Genomic DNA, 21,497 nt, shown 5'->3' on the forward strand with positions numbered 1-21,497 from the left:
AATTTTTCTTTGAATGTGGGAAAAATATTTATTCGTTTCTAGTAGTGGGAAATCAACAAAAAAGGCTGTACTACAAGGTATCTAAACCAAGTAATACAGGCATTCTAGGAAATAAATGGTGCCACTGGGCAGATTCGTGCCTATTATAAAAATATAAAAAATTTAATTATTAAAAAGAAATGGTTTAATATAGAAATGGTGTAAAAAATAAAAAACATCAGCATATTTAGTTACCTAAATACTGATGTTTACTACATTGGTGACCCATACGGGAATCGAACCCATGATTCAATTAGAAAAGAATTATAAGTAACTATAAGTAGCTGTAAAGTATTGAAAACACTAATGTCCATATTTATAAGTGAATATACATAAATATATGTAAATATAACTATGGTGTAAAAATGGTGTAAAATTTTTATGCTTGAAGCTTGTATCTTTGCTTAAATTAAATAAATATATAGTGAAATAAACTTAACAATTTAACATTATAAATTGTTAAGTTTATTTCATATTTTACAAAATGTCAAATACAATATATTATAAAAATATACGATTATTTGAAGTTTGGGAGAGGTTGAAATGCAAAGTAATGATATTAAAATATTAAATAAAGATGAATTATCAAAATATATTAGCACAGATTTATATGAATTACTGGATGCTCTATATCATATAGGGATTAATAATGATAAATCTTTTAGTGGTATTGTTGATAAAATGAAAGGAAAATATAGACCTAATCTAAGCATTAATTTATGTGGCCTGTCAATTTATTTAAATGCTTATACATATTATATTAGATATTTATATTTAATAAATCAGTTGATTCGTGAACATAAAAGTAAGGAGATTATTGATTATTATGTATTCAATAATAGTTTAAAAGAACTAGTTGGAAATGGAACAAGTTATTATTTCAATTTTAGGGCAGATATGTTTAAAGGCACATTATTTAGAATTACTGAAAATTTGAAAAAAGACAACAAAAAAGCCGATGAATTAAAGGAAAAAATTGACTTAAAAGTTAAGTTAACAGAACAATCATTGATAGATTATTTTGGAATTGCAAAAGATTTAGCAGAATATATGTCAAAAAATATAATATATAATAATGAAAAAGATATTGTGAAAATGTGGATACTATTATGTGTCTCTCAAGTTAATGGAAGTAAAGATAATAAATTGCAATCTTATTCTAAATCATTGGGTGTTGTTCTATTTAAATATGCACATGGGAAATGTAAAATTTTAATACGTGAGAATGAAGATATCAATTGTATAAAATATAAAAATGAGAATACAACAGAGCTTCAGTTATTTGAAAGTGATGGTAAGATGTGGAATAATGTGGAAGGGTTTTGTATAGATTTTTCTAATGTACGTGATGATAAACTTAATAATTTGAATAAATGGTTAGAAAGTTTATATGGTGAAGAAAATAATATTCTTACTTATTCATCTCCTGTTTTTGATAGACACGTAGTAAATACTTTTAAAATGAATGAGAATAATTCAAAAATAATTAAGATTGTAGATAACACAGAATTAATTTTATTTTATAGAGCATATATATTAAGGTTTAAAAAGCAAGTTGTAGAAAATGTGTTTGATGATTGTATAAAATGGTTAGAGTATATGAAAAATGAGTGTTTTATAGAAAGCAGTCCTGATATTATTAAAGTTATTGAGGATATGATTAAATGTATTAGTGAAATAGAAAAAGATCCTGAAAGAAGTAATATAATAAGTGAAAAAATATCAATAGTTCTAAATACTGTTGTTGACTGGGAAAAAGAATGTTATTATTTTGAACAATTTATTAAAAATAAGGATAAGGATACTAAAATGGTAGAATTTTTAAATAATACTGAAAATAATATGATTGTAAAGCTGATGAAAGGAATATTTTATTATCTTGATAGATATGAGCCTGAAAATAAAGAAAAAAGTGAGGGATAAATTATGAATAATGATGGGGTTAAATATATTACTTTAAGTGAATTTATAAAAAATAAATTTATAATTCCTGCATTTCAACGTAATTATGTATGGAGTAAAGAAAATGCAAAAACAGTAATAAGGAAAATGTTGAAAGGATGGAATGATAAAAAAGGAAAAGATACTACATTAGGAATGATTACATTGTTTAAACTTGAAGATAGTGAAAGATACGAAATCATTGATGGACAACAAAGAATAATAACAATTAAATTATTACTCCAGTGGTTAAATTATTGCTTAGAAGAAGATAAGAGAGTGGAAATAGATTTACAATTTGGAAGGGATAAAAAATGTGAAGATAATAATAAAAGGATAAATTATATAGAGAATTTAATTCCAAACAGAGATTTTTTTGAAGATGATTGTAATTCAATAGATACTATAAGATTTTGTAGAAATTATAATGCTATTGGCGATATTATTTTAGATGATAATCAAAAAACAATAAAAGATACAGTTAAAGATGAAGATAGTGAAACAATAAATAGTTTAATAGAGAAAATTTTTTCTCTAAAATTGATAGTACATATTACATCTGAAAATCCTAATGCTGAATTTCTTAATATAAATAGTAAAAAAAATAGATTTAGCTTAGCAGATTATGCTAAGAGTTATATGATTATAAATGAAGATAAAAAAAAGAGAGATATAAATTCAGTTGTTATGTTATATAAAAATTTATCAAAAAATCTATATAAGGATCAATATTGGAGCTTTTTGAAAATGAATTATGAAGAAGATATGGAAAATTTAAAAAGATCAATGGATAATGGTGTAGAGAACCGTATGGATTGTGTATTTATTGATAGATATGGATATGACAAAAAAGATATTAGTGATTTAATTGATTCGACAGATGAGGAATTAGTTAAATTAAATATTATTAATAAAAGAATAAAAGAAGTGTTCAATTCTACTTCAACATATAATAGTTTTTTGTGGATGGCAAAAAATAAAAAAAGAAAATTTTTTGATTTAATTTTATGTGAAAATGATTATATTAAAGACAAGATAAATATAGAAAAAATATTTATTAAGGAAGCATCCAAACTATCTAATATCGAAGAATTAAATAGTTTCTTGGAAATACAATTAGTATTTAATAAATTACAATGTAATGATAATGATTTAAAAATAATTGAATATGCATCGAGAAATAATGATGATTATTATGGAGAATTATTAGAAGTAAAAGATGTACAAGATAAATTAATTCAACAATATAGCTCAGAGGAGGTGTAAATATTGGACAAAAACAATGATATTAAATTATCAATAACATTAGAAGAATTATTAAATGAATATGATTAAATAATAGTTCCGTGCTTGCAAAGAGACTATGTTATGGGAGCTAATGATAATCTTTTTGCTAGACTAATACAAGATTTACAAGATAAGTGTGAGAAAACAAATAATAAATTTGATTTTGGATGCATTATAGGTAATTATAGTGATAATAAATTATATATATATGATGGACAACAGAGACTTGCAACATTAGTGATTATGGTGAGTCTGCAACTAGGTAAAAATAAAGATGGAAATAAAGAATATTATAGAGAATTGATTACAAAATTTAAATTTGAACACAGAGAAGAGGCTAATAATTTATTAGTTAGATTAATTGAAGGAGAAGAGACAGAAAATGTTAAGATGGTAGATTTGACAACTTGGTCTATAGTAAAAACTATAAATAATTTAAATAACATAAAAATAGATATTGATAAGTTAATGAAACAAGTAATATTTAAGTGTATGCCTATAGAGAAAAAAAGTACTGCAGAACAATTATTCTTTGATTTAAATGAGGGAGTTAATTTAAAGGATTATGAAATTTTTAAATCTGAATTAGATATGCAAATAAGGAATTTAGTCCGAAATGGAAAAATTTTAATTGAAAATGCAGAAGAATGGTTTGATAAAATTGATAATGAGTGGTTAGACTGGTGCTATAGCATATGTAAATTCCAAAATAGATATTTTGAACTTGAAAAAATTGAAGAAAAAGAAATGCTTATTATTCTTTATATTATAAAAATGATATATATAGAAAATAGTGAAAAAATTCTAAAGGATGATATTAAGAATAAGAAATATATTAATATTGAGAAATTTAAATCTTTTAAAACAATTGACATAGAGTGGATTCAAGAAAATTTTAATGAAAATATGTTCCTTAAAACTATGAAGTTAATGAACACATTAATAAAAATAAAAAATAATAGTAGTGATAAAGAAGAATTTTATATTTATGTTGGAAATCAACATAAATATAAAGAGTATTCAACTAGATATTTTAATTTAAATTACTCAAACCATGATAATTGGGTTATAGATAAAATGATTAAAATGAAGATTGGCACTGAAGAAAATAATAATGATATCATATGGACAGAAACAGTAAATGAAGAGATTTTATTGTGGGTATGCATTAATTTACTTAATGTTAAACAAGGTAAACAAGAATATATACGATTAATTAAAAAATTATTAAATCAAAATAGAGAAGTTAATAATAGGTGTTATTACTATGTTTGTGATAAAGGAGATGAATATGAAGACTATATACAATTTAGTAGACAAAGAGTTATGGGGAATATTGACACATATGATTATAACTTATTTCATTTAGATATTATTAACTTTATAAAAGATACAATCGAAAATATTGATTGTAAAATTACTATAGATTACATATTGAACTTTTTAGATAAATATAGAAATAAAACAGATGAAGATAAGAAGACTGATCAAATTGAATTTGAAGATATATGTAAAAAAGAATATATGAAATACAAAATAATTTGTGAGGATCAGGAAAAAGGAAAAATAATAATATTATTTGAAAATAATAAGCTTTTTAATGGAATAATAGACAATATATTTGATAATACTTATGAAGAATATTATATTGGACCTTGTATGTTTAATGCTCTTTTTAAATATGAAAATAGTTTAGGAAAAAGAGAAAAGCAAGCTCGTGAATTGTTAAGTGTATTGCAATTTCAAAGTAATGAAGTACTCTTATATGATGGAATCTCATGTAATACTGCAAAATCAAAAAATTATAAAATATCTATTCCTAATAAAGATATTATAGACATTATGGTAAGTAGTGGGGACAAGATAGCTGAAAGTCTGAAAGAATACTTTGAAAATTCAGCATTTATTTCGAAAACTGGGAAATTTATAAACCTAGCATATGCTTTAGGAGCCGAAAAAGACTTTAATACAAATAAAACAGGAAGAAGAGAAAGATTATATTATGAGTATGAAGGAAGATTTAGATATACTAGACCTATGCATCGTGCTAAACCTAATGGGAATAAAGATGAAACTAAAGCAATAAATACTACTTTTATTAAAGGACAGAATATTGATTCTTACTTATTCAAAGATAAATTTTTAACAAAAAAATGTCAGCAAGGTCTTAACTATTTTACATATAATCATAAAGTTAATTATGGAAGAGATGATATTTTTTATGAAATAGAAAATGAAAAAGATTTAAATAATTGCTTTTTTAGACTTGCACAAAATATTATTGGAAAAGACTTTGTTATAACAGAAGATGTTATAGGATTACTTAGAGTAATGTTAAAAACAAATGATTCAGTTGAGATAAGAGATAAAGAAATAACATGGTTTTATAATGATGATGATAAAATTTCAAAAATACGTTTAAATGATAAGAAGAATAATACACAATATTTTATTAAATATAATAATGAAGGAAAAATAGTCATACTAAAAAATTAATATTCACCATTTTTATAGAATTATTATGAATAAATGCTATATATAAATTATGAAATATATAGCATTTATTTAACTAAGCAATGCCAAAGTATCCACAGCTTTCTGTTTTTCCTTCTTCAAAACATGAGTATAAGTATTAGCAGTCATTTCAATAGTGGAATGGCCAAGAAGTTTAGAAACAGTTTCTTATGATGTCTAATGGATATAATGCTAATGAAATAAAAATAACACATTCTAATGCCACATATAGATAAATTAAAGAGATTGAAAATAATAAGGAAATTTTATTTAATTATGAATTATATAAAAGAAATAACCCTGAAGGTAATATTTTATCTTCAGGGTTTATTGGTGCATCTAGGATTTATATAAATATTAACATACATAAAGAGCTTGTCTAAAACATACCTTTTCTTTTTAACTGCATAAGAATAGCAAACTTCATTTTTATCACTATAAGATTTAAGGGTTTTACCTTCATAAAATAGATGATTTATAAGGTCCAGTTCATCTTTTGTAAGGTTATTCATGGCATACTTAAGACAATCAGAATCATATCTGCTGCATAAGATATCTTCAATTTGAGGTGAATTAGAATTAAATGTTTCCTCTACATAATTATCAAAGGGAGCGATGTTTCCAGGATTCTGGATTGAATTTGATTTTATGTTCTTTCGTATTAAATCATTAATACTGTTTTTTATGCCATTAGTAGCATAAGCAACAAATCTGTGAGATTCAGTTTTATATAGTGAAATGCATTTGAAAAGTATTCGGTAGCATTCATTTTTAAAATCATCAAAGTCATATCCAGGAATGAAGGTCCTTTTTGAAAGGTTGAATATAAAAGGCCTGAATTCTTCAATGAGTTTTTCTTTTGACACTTCATCACCATCTTTTGATTTTCTTACTAAATCTTCGATATAATCATAATTCATAGAAAACCTCCAGAAACATAAGATTGCAGAAGTAAAGTACCCTGCAAATGTATATATGCAGAAATGGAAAAGTTGATATTATTTATGTTATTGACAAATATGCATAGTGATAGGAGTATATGTAAGTGTAGATTATCAAGTAGTTCGCTTTTGAGACACAGTTTCAAGCAAAATTGAATATTAATATTTATTGTAGTTCTTAATTGTAACATAATCTTTGCAGTATAATCTGTTGCAACAAGTCAAATTGAAATTATCAATTTAAGAGCAAATATGAGAAATATAACAACTCTCTATTAACCTGCATATATACAGTTTGAAATTAAACAGTATTATGGAGGTATTATTTATGAGCAATTTTGTTATAGCAGCAGGTCATACTGCAAGTGGAAATATTGGATGCGGAGTTATTTCAAATCTTGATGAGAGTAATTGCACAAGAGAAGTTTCGCAACTTGTTGCGAAAGAATTAAAAGAGAGAGGTCATGGAGCAAAATTACTGATAATTGATAAAAGTAATAGTTATAATTGTGAGGACTGTTTTGTAAGAGCACAGATGGCAAATAGTCTGGCACAAAAAGAAGACGTAGATTTGTATGTAGAAATTCATATAAATGCAGGGGGAGGTACTGGTAGTGAAGTACTTGTTACTGGTCATTCTGCTGTAGCTAATCAATATGCTGCAAAGATATGTTCTTCATTATCAGGAGCTTTAGGAATACAAAATAGAGGAGTTAAGACACAGAATCTTATAGTACTTAATAAGACAAGTATGCCAGCTGTACTGGTAGAATGTCTTTTTGCTGATAGTAGTGATAGCAGCAAATATAATCCAGAAGTGATTGCAAAGGCTATAGCAGATGGACTTATTGGAGCTGAAAGCAGCCAGAATAAACAGTGGAAACTTGGATGGAATAGAAATAATATTGGTTGGTGGTATTGTACAGATGTGATTAATGGATATTATTATACTTCACAAAATGGTTGGAAGTGTATTAATGGAGAGTGGTATATTTTTGATGATCAAGGTTATGCTTTAGAAAATGCTTGGTATTATGATGAAAATGATGGCCATTGGTATTACTTAGATGAAAGCTGCAAGATGGTTTATGGATTAAAAAATAAGCCTCTTTGGAAATGGATTGATGGTGGATGCTATGCTTTTGATGAAGAGGGGAGAATGTATTGTGACTGTATTACTCCTGATGGATGGAAAGTTGATGAGAGTGGGATGTGGATTAAATAGAAAATGATTATTTTAAAAGGTAGTAAGTATTTATACAACTTACTTACTATTCTTTCTATTATAAAATACATATAAGTAAAATTTATTGTAGAAATAAATGTAAAATTATATAATTAATATAAAATATATAAAAGTAATAATTATAGATAGGTTAACTATAGTGAATATAAAATGATGTGATATTAAATAAAGATATAAAAATAATCTGAAGACTACTAAACTTATCTTGAAGAATAGTATTATTTAGAACATAAATATTAGGCCAAGAAGTAGTATGTTTGAAGATGATATATATTACTTTATGTTATCACAAGGATATGATGCGAATGAAATAAAAATAACTCATTCTAAAGCTAAATATAGATAAAAGAATTAACAATAGGAAAATTAGATAATAGACAGGAGGAATATTATGGAATTATTAAACCCATCAACAGTTCATGGAGCATTAATTATTGGAATACTAGCCGGATTGATTAGTGGAGCAATTATCGGTTTTTTTACAGGAAAGACCTATGAAAATAAAAAAATAAGCAAAGCAAAAAATATAACTAAAGGTAATAGGAATATTAATATACAAAATTCAAAAATAGAAAAGAGTGATTTTAGTGTTGAAGAAAAAGAGTAGTGATCAAATTGCAAAAAATAATATATTTGGAAATCATAACATTAACGTTCAAAATTCTAATATTACTATTAATAAAGGCATGGATGAAATACTAGAATTAGCAAGAAATGGTAACAATGAAAGTGCATTAAGAAAAATAGGAATGTTTCAAAGAAGCTTTACTGTAATGCATCCATTATATCCTTATTATAAATATAATCTCAAGATGAATGAGAATGGTGTTTCCATTGGTATGACAGTAAATAGTAAAGATGCTTTAGAGAAATATCCACCACATGGGAAAATAAGATTCAAAATACCAGATGAATATAAGTGGGCAGAAAACTTTCAAGAATTAATACGATATGGATATGAAAAACAAGTTGCTATAGAATTAAAAGCAGAATACATAAAATTATGGTTAGGTGATTATTTGGTACAGGATATAAATGATATTAGTAAAGTAAAGATAATACCTAAAAAATTTCCAGATCCTATTCCAATGAGATTTGAATTTGAAAATACACCTTTTGCACTCAAATACCTAGAAATGGGGCTTTCGTGAATTGATGGAGATTATTTGATAATAAGTAATGAAAAACAAAAGAATGCTAAGATTATATTAAGTTTATCTATAAATAGAATAACTCAAGAAAGTAAGTTTAATGTGAAAATAAACGATAAGTTTATAGATGATATATCAGCTAATTTAGCATTAAATAAATTTCTAATTAATATGAGTAAAGAAGGGAAGAAAAAACTTATTTCATTAAAAGAAGATAATGAATTTATGTGTATATGTGATTCAACTGTAAATGACTATAATGACGAAGCAATTTTAAAAGAAGTTAATTTATTAGAAAGACTTAAATTATTGGAAGAGTATTACAATATTAAATTCAAATTACCAGATGAGATAACACAGAATGATTATGAAAATATGTTTATTTTAGAAAAGGTTATGAATAATGAGGTTATTGAAGGAACATATGATGAAATAATGCTGAAAATTGAGATTAATCGAGAGAAAAAGCAGGCAGAAAAATTATCTGAAGATGAAATAAAGATAGATTTCTGTTGTTATAATGAAAAAATTTTATTATTTGGACAGACTATTACATTTAAAAAAAAATTGATTTCGTTGTATAGTGCAGTTATTGAAAATTTTGATAGAGTTTTGAATAAGATTAAGTATGCTGATGATGGAGATGTAATAAAAGTTATATGTAAACCAGTAGATACTAAAAACAATAAGGTTGAAGTAAGATATGTTTATAAGTAATGGTTGTCTACTTATGGCTGTTAAATAATTTAATATATTAAATTTTCCTACATTGAATATATGTACAAACTTTTATACTTTGCCCTTAATTTGCCCACAAGCAGTAAATTATGATTAAATAATTCTAATTACTATAAAATATAAAAGTGCTTTAAAGTGGCTTTTTATCTAAACTTAAAAGTATTTAAAGTTACGATAAAATATAATTTAGTACAAGCTGAGTTTAATACAGAACTAAGCAATTAAGATGATAGAACAATTGTTCTGAAAATATGTATAAAACAAGTCTATTTGGCACAATATAGTATTGAAAAATAATACTATGTTGAGGAGGACCAATTAATATGGAAGAAAGAGAAAAAAAGCAATGGGTATTAGAATATTTAAACAAGGATGAGCAAGATGATATTATTGGTATTTCAAGTCAAAAAGACATTTATGGAAAAGTGATTCTTATATGTCTTTATACTGGACTAAGATTATCAGAAGCTTTAAATCTAACATGGAATGATGTGGATTTAGAAAAAAATATATTAACTGTAAGAAGAGTAAAAGGAGGAATAGAAAGGATAATTCCAATTGCTGAGAAGGCAAAGACTATATTTAAAGAAATTAAAAGAGAGCAACAATTTAGTAAACAAGAAAATTCTAAAGAAGTTTATCTAGAATCTGATTTTATCTTTACGAGTAAATTTGGATGTAAATTAAAAGAAGGGGGTGTGTGTAACGTTTGGCGTAAATTATTAAGCGAATGTAATATAGTTTATAAAAAATTTCATGCATTAAGAAATACATATGTATTTAATTTGTTACAAGATGATACATCTATTGAAAGTATATCTAAACTTTTAGGTCATTATGATGTAACTATGACTAATAAATTGTATGGAAATATTATCTAGTAAAATATATAATAATTTTATAATTATTTATTAAAGAGGATTGCAATAATTATTTAAGTTTATTGTAATCTTTTTTTATACCAAGATATTATATTTTTAATATAATATCTAAAATAATTTAGAGTCGCAATTATTCAGACAAATTAGCAATATTTATTGTGTATTGTTGCAAAAAATAATATTACTTCTAGTTGTTGCAAATATTGTTGCAAACATATAAAAAAGGCTGTACTACAAAGGTCTTAAACCTTGTAATACAGCCTTTTCTCTAAATGAATGGTGCCGCTAGCCGGAAGTGACGCCATATACTTTAAATTGATTTTTTGTTGATTTTATATATTTATAGTATTATAGTTCTCAGATATTTTATAAATGTTACAAAAAATATGATTATGGAGAGTAGATATGCTTACAATAGAAGAATACATTTCAAAAAGAAAAAAGGAAGATAATCTTAATGAATTTGATCTAGATAAAAAAGTAGAGAACATAAAAATTTGTATGGATTATATATTTGAATACTATAACAATTACCTGGATATGGCTGAATTGGATAGGAATATGGTTTTAAATAATACTACATTAAAGAAGTACAGAAAAGAATTATTTGAGTATGATGATGATATTGCAGAATGGTTTGTGGAACTTTATGATACACATAGAACAAGACTGAACAGGGTTATAGGCAATATTTTAGATGCTAATGAATTATTTTTAGTTATGAATACAGATGCAGAATTCAGGAGTATTTCATATGAATTATATCCTAAACTAATAAAAAAATATCCATATTTAAAAACACAATCAGAAATGATTTATTTGTTTATTAAGGATTATCATAGAGTAAAAAGTAATGTTAAAGTTAGAATGCCAATAGTATCAGATGATATTAAACATTGGATAGATGACACTAAAGAAAAATATGGTGTTGATATGGAGGCATTTGTTTTTGCATATTTGGACAATTTTTTTGAAAATAAGGATATGTGGCCAAGAAGTCATAGGAAGAAATTTATAAATGATTATGGAAAAGAAGAATATGAGTATGATCATAAAAAGAAAAACAATTTATTTGGTTTAGATTTGTTGCATACTAAAATATCAAAGAAACCATTTATAAGGGGAAAGAAGCAGTATATAGAATTATTAATGATGTATTATTGGTTGAGTGATTTTGTAGGTGATGAAGATGGTTATTGGGAAGAATATTTAAACATGGTATTAGAAAAATAGATAATTAAAAATTTTATTAATCAAGAAATGGTGTAAAAAAATCATACAAAAACTATGGTGTAAAAATGGTGTAAAAAATAAAAAACATCAGCATATTTAGTTACCTAAATACTGATGTTTACTACATTGGTGACCCATACGGGAATCGAACCCATGATTTCACCGTGAGAGGGTGACGTCTTGACCGCTTGACCAATGGGCCTCATAACAATTTGAATTATACGCCTATTAAATTCTTATGTCAATAAATAGATTTAAATAAATTTATTTCACAAACAAGAAAATAATTTTAAAATAATAGCTTATAATCAAAATTTTCTAAATATTTAAAAAATACTCTTGTTTTTATGTGAGAATCTAGTATACTAGTAAATAGTTAGTAATTTTTCTAGAGGCGTATATTTCAAATATACTCATCGCTCCTCTAAATGACTCAGTCAATCATGAGAAATTACGACTCCTTTTTAATATTTTGTGGGATATCCATTATAATTTAAGTTTATAAACTTAGATTTGATGGATATTATTTTTTTGAAAATTTAGCTTTTTACATAGTTATACTATTTTTTAGTCATTTACAATAAATAATTGGAATATATTTTATGAAGAGTTAAAAATAGAGGAGTGATAAATAAGGTGGATCAGAGTGCTATGTTCGCATTGATTCTTTCCTTTTTAGCAGGCATTTCTACAGTGGCTGGTGCTATAATAGCATTTTTATCACGAGGAAGGAATGAAAAAACAGTTACAGTTGCATTAGGATTTTCAGCTGGAGTAATGATATGCGTATCATTTACAGATTTATTTCCTTATGCAGAGACTACACTTGTTAATTACTATGGAAAGTTCTATGGAGTTATTCTTACAATGTTTTATATGCTTATAGGAATGATATTTGCAATGCTTATTGATAAGTTTATACCTCACGAAACACATATATTAAGAAGTTCTAATGATAAGAGCGCTAAGTTATACAGAGTAGGGATTGTGACTATGATTGCAATTACACTACATAACTTCCCTGAGGGAATTGCAACATTTATGTCTAGCTATCAAAATGCAACTTTAGGGATTTCAATTTCTTTCGCTATAGCAATGCATAATATTCCAGAGGGGATAGCAGTTGCTATGCCTATTTATTATTCAACAGGAGATAAAACTAAAGCTATTAAGTATACACTTTGCTCAGGATTATCTGAGCCTTTTGGAGCAGTTATGGCTTACCTTATATTAAAACCATTTATTAGTGAATTCTTACTTGGGCTTATATTTGCATTTGTTATGGGAATAATGCTTTATATATCATTTGAGGAGCTTATACCATCATCAAGAGAATATGGATATTATAATTTGTCTTTATACTCGATATTTGCAGGAATTTGCTTAATGCCAATAACACATATTTTTATGGTATAGTATTTTATGAAATAATTATGGATAAGAAATATCATACTATTCAAATCAACAAATGAATGGTATGATATTTTTCTATTATATAAATAATTTATTATTGTATAGATATATTAATACTTGGGAAATATAGAGTGATTTATCTAAATTGAATAAACAATTTAATAGATTAAATGTATAAATATTGTTATTATTTTATAAAACAACTATGCGAGTTACTATACAACATAAAAATATTGTATAATATAAAGGAATTTTAAATAATGGAGGAATATAGATATGAAATATTCACAAGGCTCAGGAAAACAATACCATATTGCTGTAGGAGAAGGAGAAGTAGGAAGATACGTTATACTTCCAGGAGATCCTAAGAGATGTGAAAAGATAGCTAAACATTTTGATAATGCAGTGCTTGTTGCAGATAATAGAGAATATGTTACTTATACTGGATATTTAGATGGAGAAAAAGTAAGTGTTACTTCAACTGGTATAGGTGGACCATCTGCTGCAATAGCTGTAGAAGAATTAGTTAAATGTGGAGCAGATACATTTATAAGAGTTGGTACATGTGGTGGTATGGAACTTGATGTTAAAGGTGGAGATATAGTTGTAGCTACTGGTTCAATAAGAATGGAAGGTACTACTAGAGAATATGCACCTATTGAATTCCCAGCAGTTCCAAACTATGATGTTGTAAATGCTTTAGTAGATGGAGCTAAAACATTAGGAAAAACATTCCATACAGGTGTAGTTCAATCTAAGGACTCATTCTATGGACAACATTCACCAGAAACTAAACCTGTAAGCTATGAATTAGAAAACAAATGGAATGCATGGCTTAGATGTGGATGTTTAGCATCTGAAATGGAAAGTGCAGCATTATTTGTAGTTGGAAGCTACTTAAGAGTACGTACTGGAGCTTGTTTCTTAGTAATAGCTAACCAAGAAAGAGAAAAAGCTGGATTAGATAATCCACAATGTCATGATAGTGAAGAATCAATCAAGGTTGCTGTTGAAGGTATTAGAAATATGATTAAACTTGATAGAGAAAGAGCAGCTGCTAAAAATAATTAGTGGTTTTAAATTAACAGCATTACATTCTTTGACTAAAGGAGGATGTAATGCTGTTAATTTCATAATGTGCTTATAGTCAAAGTTTTTATGAAATGAATGATATATAATATAGATGTATAATAAAAATACTATTATATTTAGAAGAAGTGAATTAGTATTTTTTATGCTGATGATTTAATAGTATTAGATCAGTATATGTATGTAATTCAGTATTTGTAAATATGTTTGAAAAGTAATGAAACTTCTTAAATAGGAGAATATAAGAATAAATATAATTTAAATTATGAAATAAATCTGGAGGAATAAAATAAAGATGAGTGTACATATTAATGCAAAACCAGGAGATATAGCAGAAAGCGTATTATTACCAGGAGATCCACTAAGAGCTAAGTTTATAGCTGAGAATTTTTTAGAAGATGTAGTTTGTTACAATGAAGTTAGGGGAATGTATGGATTTACAGGAACTTATAAAGGAAAGAGAGTATCAGTGCAGGGTACAGGAATGGGTATACCATCATTATCTATATATGTAACTGAACTTATAAAAGATTATGGAGCTAAGAATCTTATAAGAGTAGGAAGTATGGGAGGATATCATAAAGATGTTAAGATAAGAGATGTTGTTATAGCAATGTCAGCTTCAACTAATTCTAACTTGAACTCAACAAGATTCCCAGGAGGGACTTATGCACCAACAGCTGATTTTGAATTATTAAAGAAATCATATGATATTGCTATGGAAAAAGGAATAGATGCAAAGGTTGGGCAGATTTTTAGTACTGATGAGTTTTATGGTGATGATCCTGATGATTGGAAGAAGTGGGCTGACTTTGGGTGCTTAGGAGTAGAAATGGAAGCTGCAGGTCTTTATACTATAGCTGCAAAGTATCATGTAAAGGCTTTAGCTATGTCTACAGTAAGTGATCATTTTATAACTGGAGAAAAAACAACTGCAGAAGAAAGACAAACAACATTCAGGGATATGGTTGAAATTGCTTTAGAAACAGTAGTACAGCTTTAAAATAAACAAGTTAATATCTGATGCTATAAAGAAACATCTTATAAAGGTTATTAACCTTTATAAGATGTTTCTACTTTAAAAATTATTTTAACATTAAGATAGTTAAATAATATTGATTATAACCCACGTAAATATACATAATTAATATCATTAGCCTATAAAGTTGCAGAGAAATGCATATTGTTTTAATAATAAATCATGATACCAGTTTGTATTTATTATTGAAATATAACCATCAATTGTTTTTTTGATTTGATTTTCTTTATTAAACTGAACATACATCGATAGTCCAAAGGATACAAGAATACCAATAATCATAATATATTTGCCTATACCTGAAATATTAAATAAACATAATATAATACTTAAAAATACTGTAATTCCAGCACCAGCATAAGTTATATTATCTATATTGTTTCTAGTGGTAGTTAAATGGACTAATAGCTTGTCTACAGTAGTAGTATCTTTAAAGAATATTTCAAGCTTATCCTTATATTCATCCATAAATGTTGAAAGTATGTAATCATAATATTCAGGATTATTAATTTCCTCTATTTTCATACACATAACTAAAGGATATGAATATTCAGTAAATGGACTCAGTACATATTCATCCCTTTTTTCTAGACTTGGTATTTTGACCATTAATTCTCCCTCTTCATTTACAACAAGTAAATAGTTATTGTTTACAGAAGGCATATATGTCTCTTTTATAATGTCAAGAGCCTTTTTCTGAGTAGGATTGTCATTAACTTTAGAGCTTAGTATACCTAAAATTGTCATAAGAATTCTCCCCTTTTAAAAAATAAAAATATTACCAACAATCATTATATCATTATGTAAATTTTTTTAAAACATAAGTTTGTGAGTAAAATTTAATTTTATAAATAAAAACACAAAAATATTTATTTTTGAGATATAAAGATATGTGCTTTTATATATATAAATATTTTTATTGTCATTTAAAGTCTTAATATATATAAATGTCTGCTATTTAAAAGAATGGATCTGTATGGAACTTATATCCATTGGAAGATAATGTTTGTTAAAAATTACCGGTGTAGCAATATCACTAGTATATAAGCTTTCTTGAATCAAATGGCAGTGGTCATTTGAATGAAGAGAATATTTTTTTGTAGTGAAGCTTCCAGCAGTTGAATGTTTTATTTCAATAAGAGATTTATTAGCAATGGAGTAGATTGTATTTTCTATAAAATCTAATAACTCATCATTATTATTTAAATCTATATTATTTGATGAAATTGTCTCAATAGGGATAAGTGTAAAGCTGTATGCTATAACTTCAGAATTACATTTGTACCATCTATCGACAACAATACATACTGCAGGTTTTCTTTTTAGTACTTGTTCCATATGGTCATTTGGAATTTCTATATGAAATTCTATCTCTACAGAATCTATTTTTTCATTTATACATTTATAAATAGGATTGCTTATAATTTCTAAACCATCAACATTATTGTGACTAGGCTTTGTTATGAAGTTTCCTTTGCCTTGTATATTCTTTATAAGTCCATCATCTTGTAATAATGATAATGCTTGTCTTAAAGTTGTTCTACTTACTCCAAGTGATTTTGCAAGATCAGGTTCACTTGGAAGACGTGCCCCTTCCTTATAAGAGCCTTCATTTATCATTTTGAATAATTTATCATATACAGCCACATAGCGCAGTTTTTTCTCCTTAGCTTCAAGATTAAGTTTTTCCATAATAATATCACCTTTTCGTTTAATAGTTATTTTATAAATTAAATTTAAAATAGTTTCATTTATATTCGATTAATTAGTGTAAAGTTACAAAATGTAGGATTATATGTAGTATATAGTATATTTAATTCAAATTGTATATCACATATTGACTTGATAATATATGAATTTGTTTGAAGTTTAATAATATTATTGAGAAAATATATGTTAATAATATTAATATACTTGGTATATTAAACAACATAAATGATAAACATATATATATATTTGTTATAAATAAAATTTATGTAAATGTTTTAATGTATATGTAATTGTTTAATATACTATTAAATATATCAAAAATTTCTTTGATTTTCTATAAAATATTAAAATAGTAAATGTGAAATATATGATGAAAAGAGGAAATAGAAAAAATATAACACATTTGATAAAATGACTATACAATTTAGTGAACAGGTGTTATAATTGTATGGAATTGTTAATGATCAATGAACAAAGGAAAATTATTTAAGGAGAGAAAGACATGAAATTTGTATTAAGCTTGCTTGGGATTGTAGTAATACTTGCATTTATGTTTCTTCTATCTTGGGATAGAAAACATATACCTTATAAGACAGTAGTTAAGGCATTAATAATTCAAGTAATAATTGCAGTCATATTACTTAAAATTCCACTAGGAAGATTTATAGTAGAAAAAGTATCAGCTGGTATTACAGCTGTAATAAACTGTGGAAAAGATGGTGTATCATTCATGTTCGGAAGCCTTGCAGATTCAAGTGCTCCAACAGGAAGTATATTTGCTATTCAAACTCTAGGAAATATTATATTCCTTTCAGCATTAATAAGTGCATTATATTATTTAGGAATTATCGGTGCAGTTGTTAAAGTAATTGGTAAAGGTGTAGGTAAGGTACTTGGAACTAGCCATGTTGAAAGTTTCGTAGCAGTTGCAAATATGTTCTTAGGTCAAACAGAAAGTCCAATACTTGTAAGTAAGTATTTAGGGAAAATGACTAAGAGTGAAATAGTAGTTGTTCTTGTTTCTGGTATGGGAAGTATGTCAGCTACTATAATTGGTGGTTATACAGCACTTGGAATTCCAATGGAATACTTACTTATTGCTAGTGCTTTAGTACCAATGGGAAGTATAGCTCTTTCAAAAATATTAATGCCAGAATCAGAAGGCGGTTTTGACGTAGAAGAATTGAAGATAGACAACAAGGGTGATAATGAAAACATATTATCAGCAATTTCAGAAGGTGCAATGAATGGTTTACAAACAGCTCTTGCAATTGGAGCATCACTTGTAGCTATATTAGGATTAGTTGCTGTAATTAACTTAATTTTAGGATTCTTTGGACTTAATCTTCAACAAATTTTCTCTTACATATTTGCACCATTTGGTTACTTAATGGGATTAGATTCAGATACTGTTAGATTTGCTGGAGAACTTTTAGGAAGTAAATTAGTATTAAATGAATTCGTAGCTTTTCAATCATTAGGAGAAGTTTTATCTCAATTAGACTACAGAACAGGATTAATTTTATCTATTTCGTTAGCAGGTTTTGCAAATATTTCAAGTATAGGTGTTTGTATTTCAGGAATATCTGCATTATGTCCTGAAAAGAGAAATCTTCTTTCTAAATTAGCACTTAAGTCAATGCTTGCAGGTTTCTGCGTAAGTCTTTTAAGCGCTATAATTGTAGGAATGGTAACATTAATATAGAAGATTTTTTTGAATTTAAATCTTAAATAATTATTTGAATTAGAACTTAGCGTACGTAATTATTATGTATGTTAAGTTCTAAATTTGTTTATTATAATATTAATTAGTATTGATATTTGAAAAAATATATCATTTCTTGTATTTGTATGGAAACTTGTTTATTATTTAATAGTGGATAAATATATTAAGATATATATTTAAATACATTTTGTAAAAATAAAATAATTACAAATGGATGATGTGAAAAAGTCGAACTTTAAAGATGTTGTAAATAGGAGGATAATAATAATGAAAAAGTACAATAGAATTTTTACAATAGTGATTGATTCATTAGGAATTGGACAGATGAATGACTCTAAAGAATATGGAGATATTAATGTAGATACATTAGGTCATATAGCTGACTCAGTAGAAAGCTTTAATATACCAAACCTACAAAAGATGGGAATAGCTAATCTTCACCCAATAAAACATGTTGAGGCAGTTGAAAATCCATTAGGATATCAAATGAAAATGGGAGAAGCAAGTGTTGGTAAGGATACTATGACTGGTCACTGGGAAATGATGGGTCTTCATATAACTAAGCCATTTCAAACTTTTACTGATACAGGATTCCCAAAGGAATTATTAGATGAACTTGAAAAGAGAACTGGACATAAAATAGTAGGTAATAAGAGTGCCAGTGGTACTGAAATATTAGATGAACTTGGTGACCACCAAATGAAAACTGGAGATATGATAGTTTATACATCTGCTGATTCAGTATTACAAATCTGTGGACATGAAGAAACATTTGGATTAGATGAACTTTATAGATGTTGTGAAATTGCAAGAGAATTAACTCTTAAAGATGAATGGAAGGTTGGTAGAGTTATAGCTAGACCTTATATTGGAGATAAAGAACATGGATTTACTCGTACAAGTAACAGACATGATTATGCTTTAAAACCATATGGCAGAACTGCTCTTAATGCTTTAAAAGATAATAATTATGAAGTTATTTCAGTAGGTAAGATAAATGATATCTTTGAAGGTGAAGGAATCACAGAAGCTCATAGATCTAAGAGTTCAGTTCATGGAATGGAACAAACTTTAGAAATCATGGATAAAGATTTTAAAGGATTATGCTTTGTAAACTTAGTTGACTTTGATGCTTTATGGGGGCACAGAAGAAATCCTCAAGGATATGCACAGGAGTTAGAAAAATTTGATGTTAACTTAGGCAAAGTATTAGATAAGTTAAAAGAAGATGATTTATTAATAATCACTGCAGACCATGGAAATGATCCAACTTATACTGGTTCAGACCATACTCGTGAATATGTGCCATTCTTAGCATACTCACCATCAATGAAAGGTCATGGATTATTAGATACTCCAGATACATTTGCTACAATTGGAGCAACTATTGCAGATAACTTTGATGTTAAAATGCCTGAAAATACAATAGGAAGTTCTATATTAGACAAATTACAATAATATAAATTAATATGTAATAAATAAAAATCAGTTTGATTAAAAGTCAGACTGATTTTTTTATTTCTTATTTATATTTTGAGCATTTTGCCTTAAAGTTGACAAGTATCTATGTTAATATGACATTATGATAAGGGGGAGAGGGAAAATGTTAAGAGTGATTATTGGAATATTATTAGTTGCTGCGATATTTTGTGCAGTATTGCTGAAACTGAAGAATAAAGGAATTACTGAAAAGTTGAATCTAGATATAAGTGAAACAGAGGAGACTAATGAAAGTTCAAAATTAAAGTTTTTTATCAATAAAAAAGTTATTATACCTTTTTGTAGCATAGGTATATTAGTTGCTTTTTGTACTACTCTATCAAAAGTAATTGTACCTAAAGCGGTCAATAGAATAATACAGGCTGAAAATAGGACAAATAGTGATGGACAGATTAAAGGAATAAATCTTTCAAATAATGATAAGAATGTAGATTTGAATTCAGTAGCAAAAGCTGGAGGAGAATATGTTTATTTAAAAGCTACAGAAGGAGCTACTTTTAAGGATTCAGACATGGATGCATATTATCAGGAAAGTAAAAAGCTTGGAATGAAGGTGGGAGCATATCATTATTTAGTAAGTACAAGTTCACCTGAAGAGCAGGCAAGAAATTTTTATAATATGATATCAAAATATGATTGGGATCTTATTCCTATGCTTGATACAGAAGTATATTTTGATGGACTTGAAGATTACATAAAGAGATTTAAAGATGAATTTAACCGTTTATCATCTTTAAAATTAGGTATTTATACTTATACAAGCTTTATAAATAAATATCTAAACAACGCTGATAAGGAAATATATAATATGCCATTATGGGAAGCAAATTATAATGGAAAGCCATGGAATGGAGTTGGAAAAAATAAGTTTGTAAATCTTGTAGGGCATCAATATTCAACTGACCAGCATATAAAAGAGTACATAGGAAACTTTAATGGTGATATTAATGAATTCAACGACAAGATACTTATAAGTAATGAATAATAGAAAAATTATAAGTTTATAGTATTTTTCTACAACAAAATGACGAATACTAAATAAAAGGTGT

18 protein-coding genes and 1 tRNA gene are annotated in these 21,497 nt (G+C 26.4%); 15 read left to right on the forward strand and 4 right to left on the reverse strand.

The window, feature by feature from the left end; translation table 11 throughout:
• Positions 1-582: 582 nt before the first annotated feature.
• The 3 genes from HF850_RS01860 to HF850_RS01870 all read left to right on the forward strand — a co-directional run bounded on the left by HF850_RS01860 (position 583) and on the right by HF850_RS01870 (position 5,763).
• Positions 583-1,962, forward strand: a complete 1,380-nt coding sequence (locus HF850_RS01860; protein ID WP_169103787.1) for a hypothetical protein — start codon at positions 583-585, stop codon at positions 1,960-1,962.
• 3 nt (positions 1,963-1,965) lie between these two features.
• Positions 1,966-3,246, forward strand: coding sequence for a DUF262 domain-containing protein (locus tag HF850_RS01865; protein ID WP_169103788.1), 1,281 nt, complete (start codon positions 1,966-1,968; stop codon positions 3,244-3,246).
• A 102-nt stretch (positions 3,247-3,348) separates the two neighbouring features.
• Positions 3,349-5,763: a DUF262 domain-containing protein gene (locus tag HF850_RS01870; protein WP_169103789.1), complete on the forward strand. Its 2,415-nt coding sequence runs from the start codon at positions 3,349-3,351 to the stop codon at positions 5,761-5,763.
• Between the two features lie 338 nt (positions 5,764-6,101).
• Here HF850_RS01870 and HF850_RS01875 read toward each other — a convergent pair whose 3' ends face one another.
• A complete protein-coding gene (locus HF850_RS01875; RefSeq protein ID WP_169103790.1) occupies positions 6,102-6,701 on the reverse strand; it encodes a sigma-70 family RNA polymerase sigma factor in 600 nt (199 codons plus the stop codon).
• A 349-nt stretch (positions 6,702-7,050) separates the two neighbouring features.
• Here HF850_RS01875 and HF850_RS01880 point away from each other — a divergent pair, with 349 nt between their 5' ends.
• From HF850_RS01880 to HF850_RS01905, 6 genes are all read left to right on the forward strand, one after another.
• Complete coding sequence (locus HF850_RS01880) at positions 7,051-7,947, forward strand: N-acetylmuramoyl-L-alanine amidase (RefSeq protein WP_169103791.1); 897 nt, start codon at positions 7,051-7,053, stop codon at positions 7,945-7,947.
• Between the two features lie 412 nt (positions 7,948-8,359).
• Positions 8,360-8,575 carry a hypothetical protein gene (locus tag HF850_RS01885; protein WP_169103792.1) on the forward strand — a complete coding sequence of 72 codons (216 nt, stop codon included), beginning with the start codon at positions 8,360-8,362 and terminating at the stop codon, positions 8,573-8,575.
• Complete coding sequence (locus HF850_RS01890) at positions 8,556-9,119, forward strand: hypothetical protein (protein WP_169103793.1); 564 nt, start codon at positions 8,556-8,558, stop codon at positions 9,117-9,119. The genes HF850_RS01885 and HF850_RS01890 overlap by 20 nt, the downstream gene beginning before the upstream one ends.
• A 15-nt stretch (positions 9,120-9,134) precedes the next feature.
• Positions 9,135-9,836 (forward strand): hypothetical protein, encoded by a 702-nt coding sequence (locus tag HF850_RS01895; RefSeq protein ID WP_169103794.1) that lies wholly within the window; start codon positions 9,135-9,137, stop codon positions 9,834-9,836.
• Positions 9,837-10,180: 344 nt separating this feature from the next.
• Entirely contained in the window at positions 10,181-10,738 is a 558-nt protein-coding gene (locus HF850_RS01900) for a site-specific integrase (RefSeq protein ID WP_169103795.1), read from the forward strand.
• A 405-nt stretch (positions 10,739-11,143) separates the two neighbouring features.
• Positions 11,144-11,971, forward strand: coding sequence for a hypothetical protein (locus HF850_RS01905; RefSeq protein ID WP_169103796.1), 828 nt, complete (start codon positions 11,144-11,146; stop codon positions 11,969-11,971).
• Positions 11,972-12,098: 127 nt separating this feature from the next.
• Here the strand turns inward: HF850_RS01905 and HF850_RS01910 are convergent.
• Positions 12,099-12,173 (reverse strand) — tRNA-Glu (locus tag HF850_RS01910).
• Positions 12,174-12,607: 434 nt separating this feature from the next.
• Here HF850_RS01910 and zupT point away from each other — a divergent pair.
• From zupT to deoD, 3 genes are all read left to right on the forward strand, one after another.
• The gene (zupT, locus tag HF850_RS01915) at positions 12,608-13,387 is read left to right on the forward strand and encodes a zinc transporter ZupT (protein ID WP_169103797.1); all 780 of its coding nucleotides are present in this window, start codon (positions 12,608-12,610) and stop codon (positions 13,385-13,387) included.
• 273 nt (positions 13,388-13,660) lie between these two features.
• Positions 13,661-14,455: a uridine phosphorylase gene (gene udp, locus HF850_RS01920; RefSeq protein WP_169103798.1), complete on the forward strand. Its 795-nt coding sequence runs from the start codon at positions 13,661-13,663 to the stop codon at positions 14,453-14,455.
• Positions 14,456-14,768: 313 nt separating this feature from the next.
• Positions 14,769-15,476, forward strand: a complete 708-nt coding sequence (gene deoD, locus HF850_RS01925; RefSeq protein ID WP_169103799.1) for a purine-nucleoside phosphorylase — start codon at positions 14,769-14,771, stop codon at positions 15,474-15,476.
• Positions 15,477-15,626: 150 nt separating this feature from the next.
• Here the strand turns inward: deoD and HF850_RS01930 are convergent, their stop codons facing one another.
• Both HF850_RS01930 and HF850_RS01935 read right to left on the reverse strand, forming a co-directional pair.
• Positions 15,627-16,259, reverse strand: coding sequence for a hypothetical protein (locus tag HF850_RS01930; protein WP_169103800.1), 633 nt, complete (start codon positions 16,257-16,259; stop codon positions 15,627-15,629).
• A 207-nt stretch (positions 16,260-16,466) separates the two neighbouring features.
• The gene (locus HF850_RS01935; RefSeq protein ID WP_169103801.1) at positions 16,467-17,204 is read right to left on the reverse strand and encodes a GntR family transcriptional regulator; all 738 of its coding nucleotides are present in this window, start codon (positions 17,202-17,204) and stop codon (positions 16,467-16,469) included.
• Positions 17,205-17,724: 520 nt separating this feature from the next.
• On the opposite strand from HF850_RS01935, the gene HF850_RS01940 reads away from it, so the two are divergent.
• The 3 genes from HF850_RS01940 (at position 17,725) to HF850_RS01950 (ending at position 21,433) form a co-directional block, all read left to right on the forward strand.
• On the forward strand, positions 17,725-18,927 hold the full coding sequence (locus HF850_RS01940; RefSeq protein ID WP_169103802.1) for a nucleoside transporter C-terminal domain-containing protein: 1,203 nt from the start codon (positions 17,725-17,727) through the stop codon (positions 18,925-18,927).
• A gap of 288 nt (positions 18,928-19,215) precedes the next feature.
• Positions 19,216-20,406 carry a phosphopentomutase gene (locus tag HF850_RS01945; RefSeq protein WP_169103803.1) on the forward strand — a complete coding sequence of 397 codons (1,191 nt, stop codon included), beginning with the start codon at positions 19,216-19,218 and terminating at the stop codon, positions 20,404-20,406.
• 145 nt (positions 20,407-20,551) lie between these two features.
• A complete protein-coding gene (locus HF850_RS01950) occupies positions 20,552-21,433 on the forward strand; it encodes a GH25 family lysozyme (protein WP_169103804.1) in 882 nt (293 codons plus the stop codon).
• Positions 21,434-21,497 lie beyond the last annotated feature (64 nt).

Source organism: Clostridium sp. SM-530-WT-3G, assembly GCF_012843905.1.
Classification (GTDB): Bacteria; Bacillota; Clostridia; order Clostridiales; family Clostridiaceae; genus Clostridium.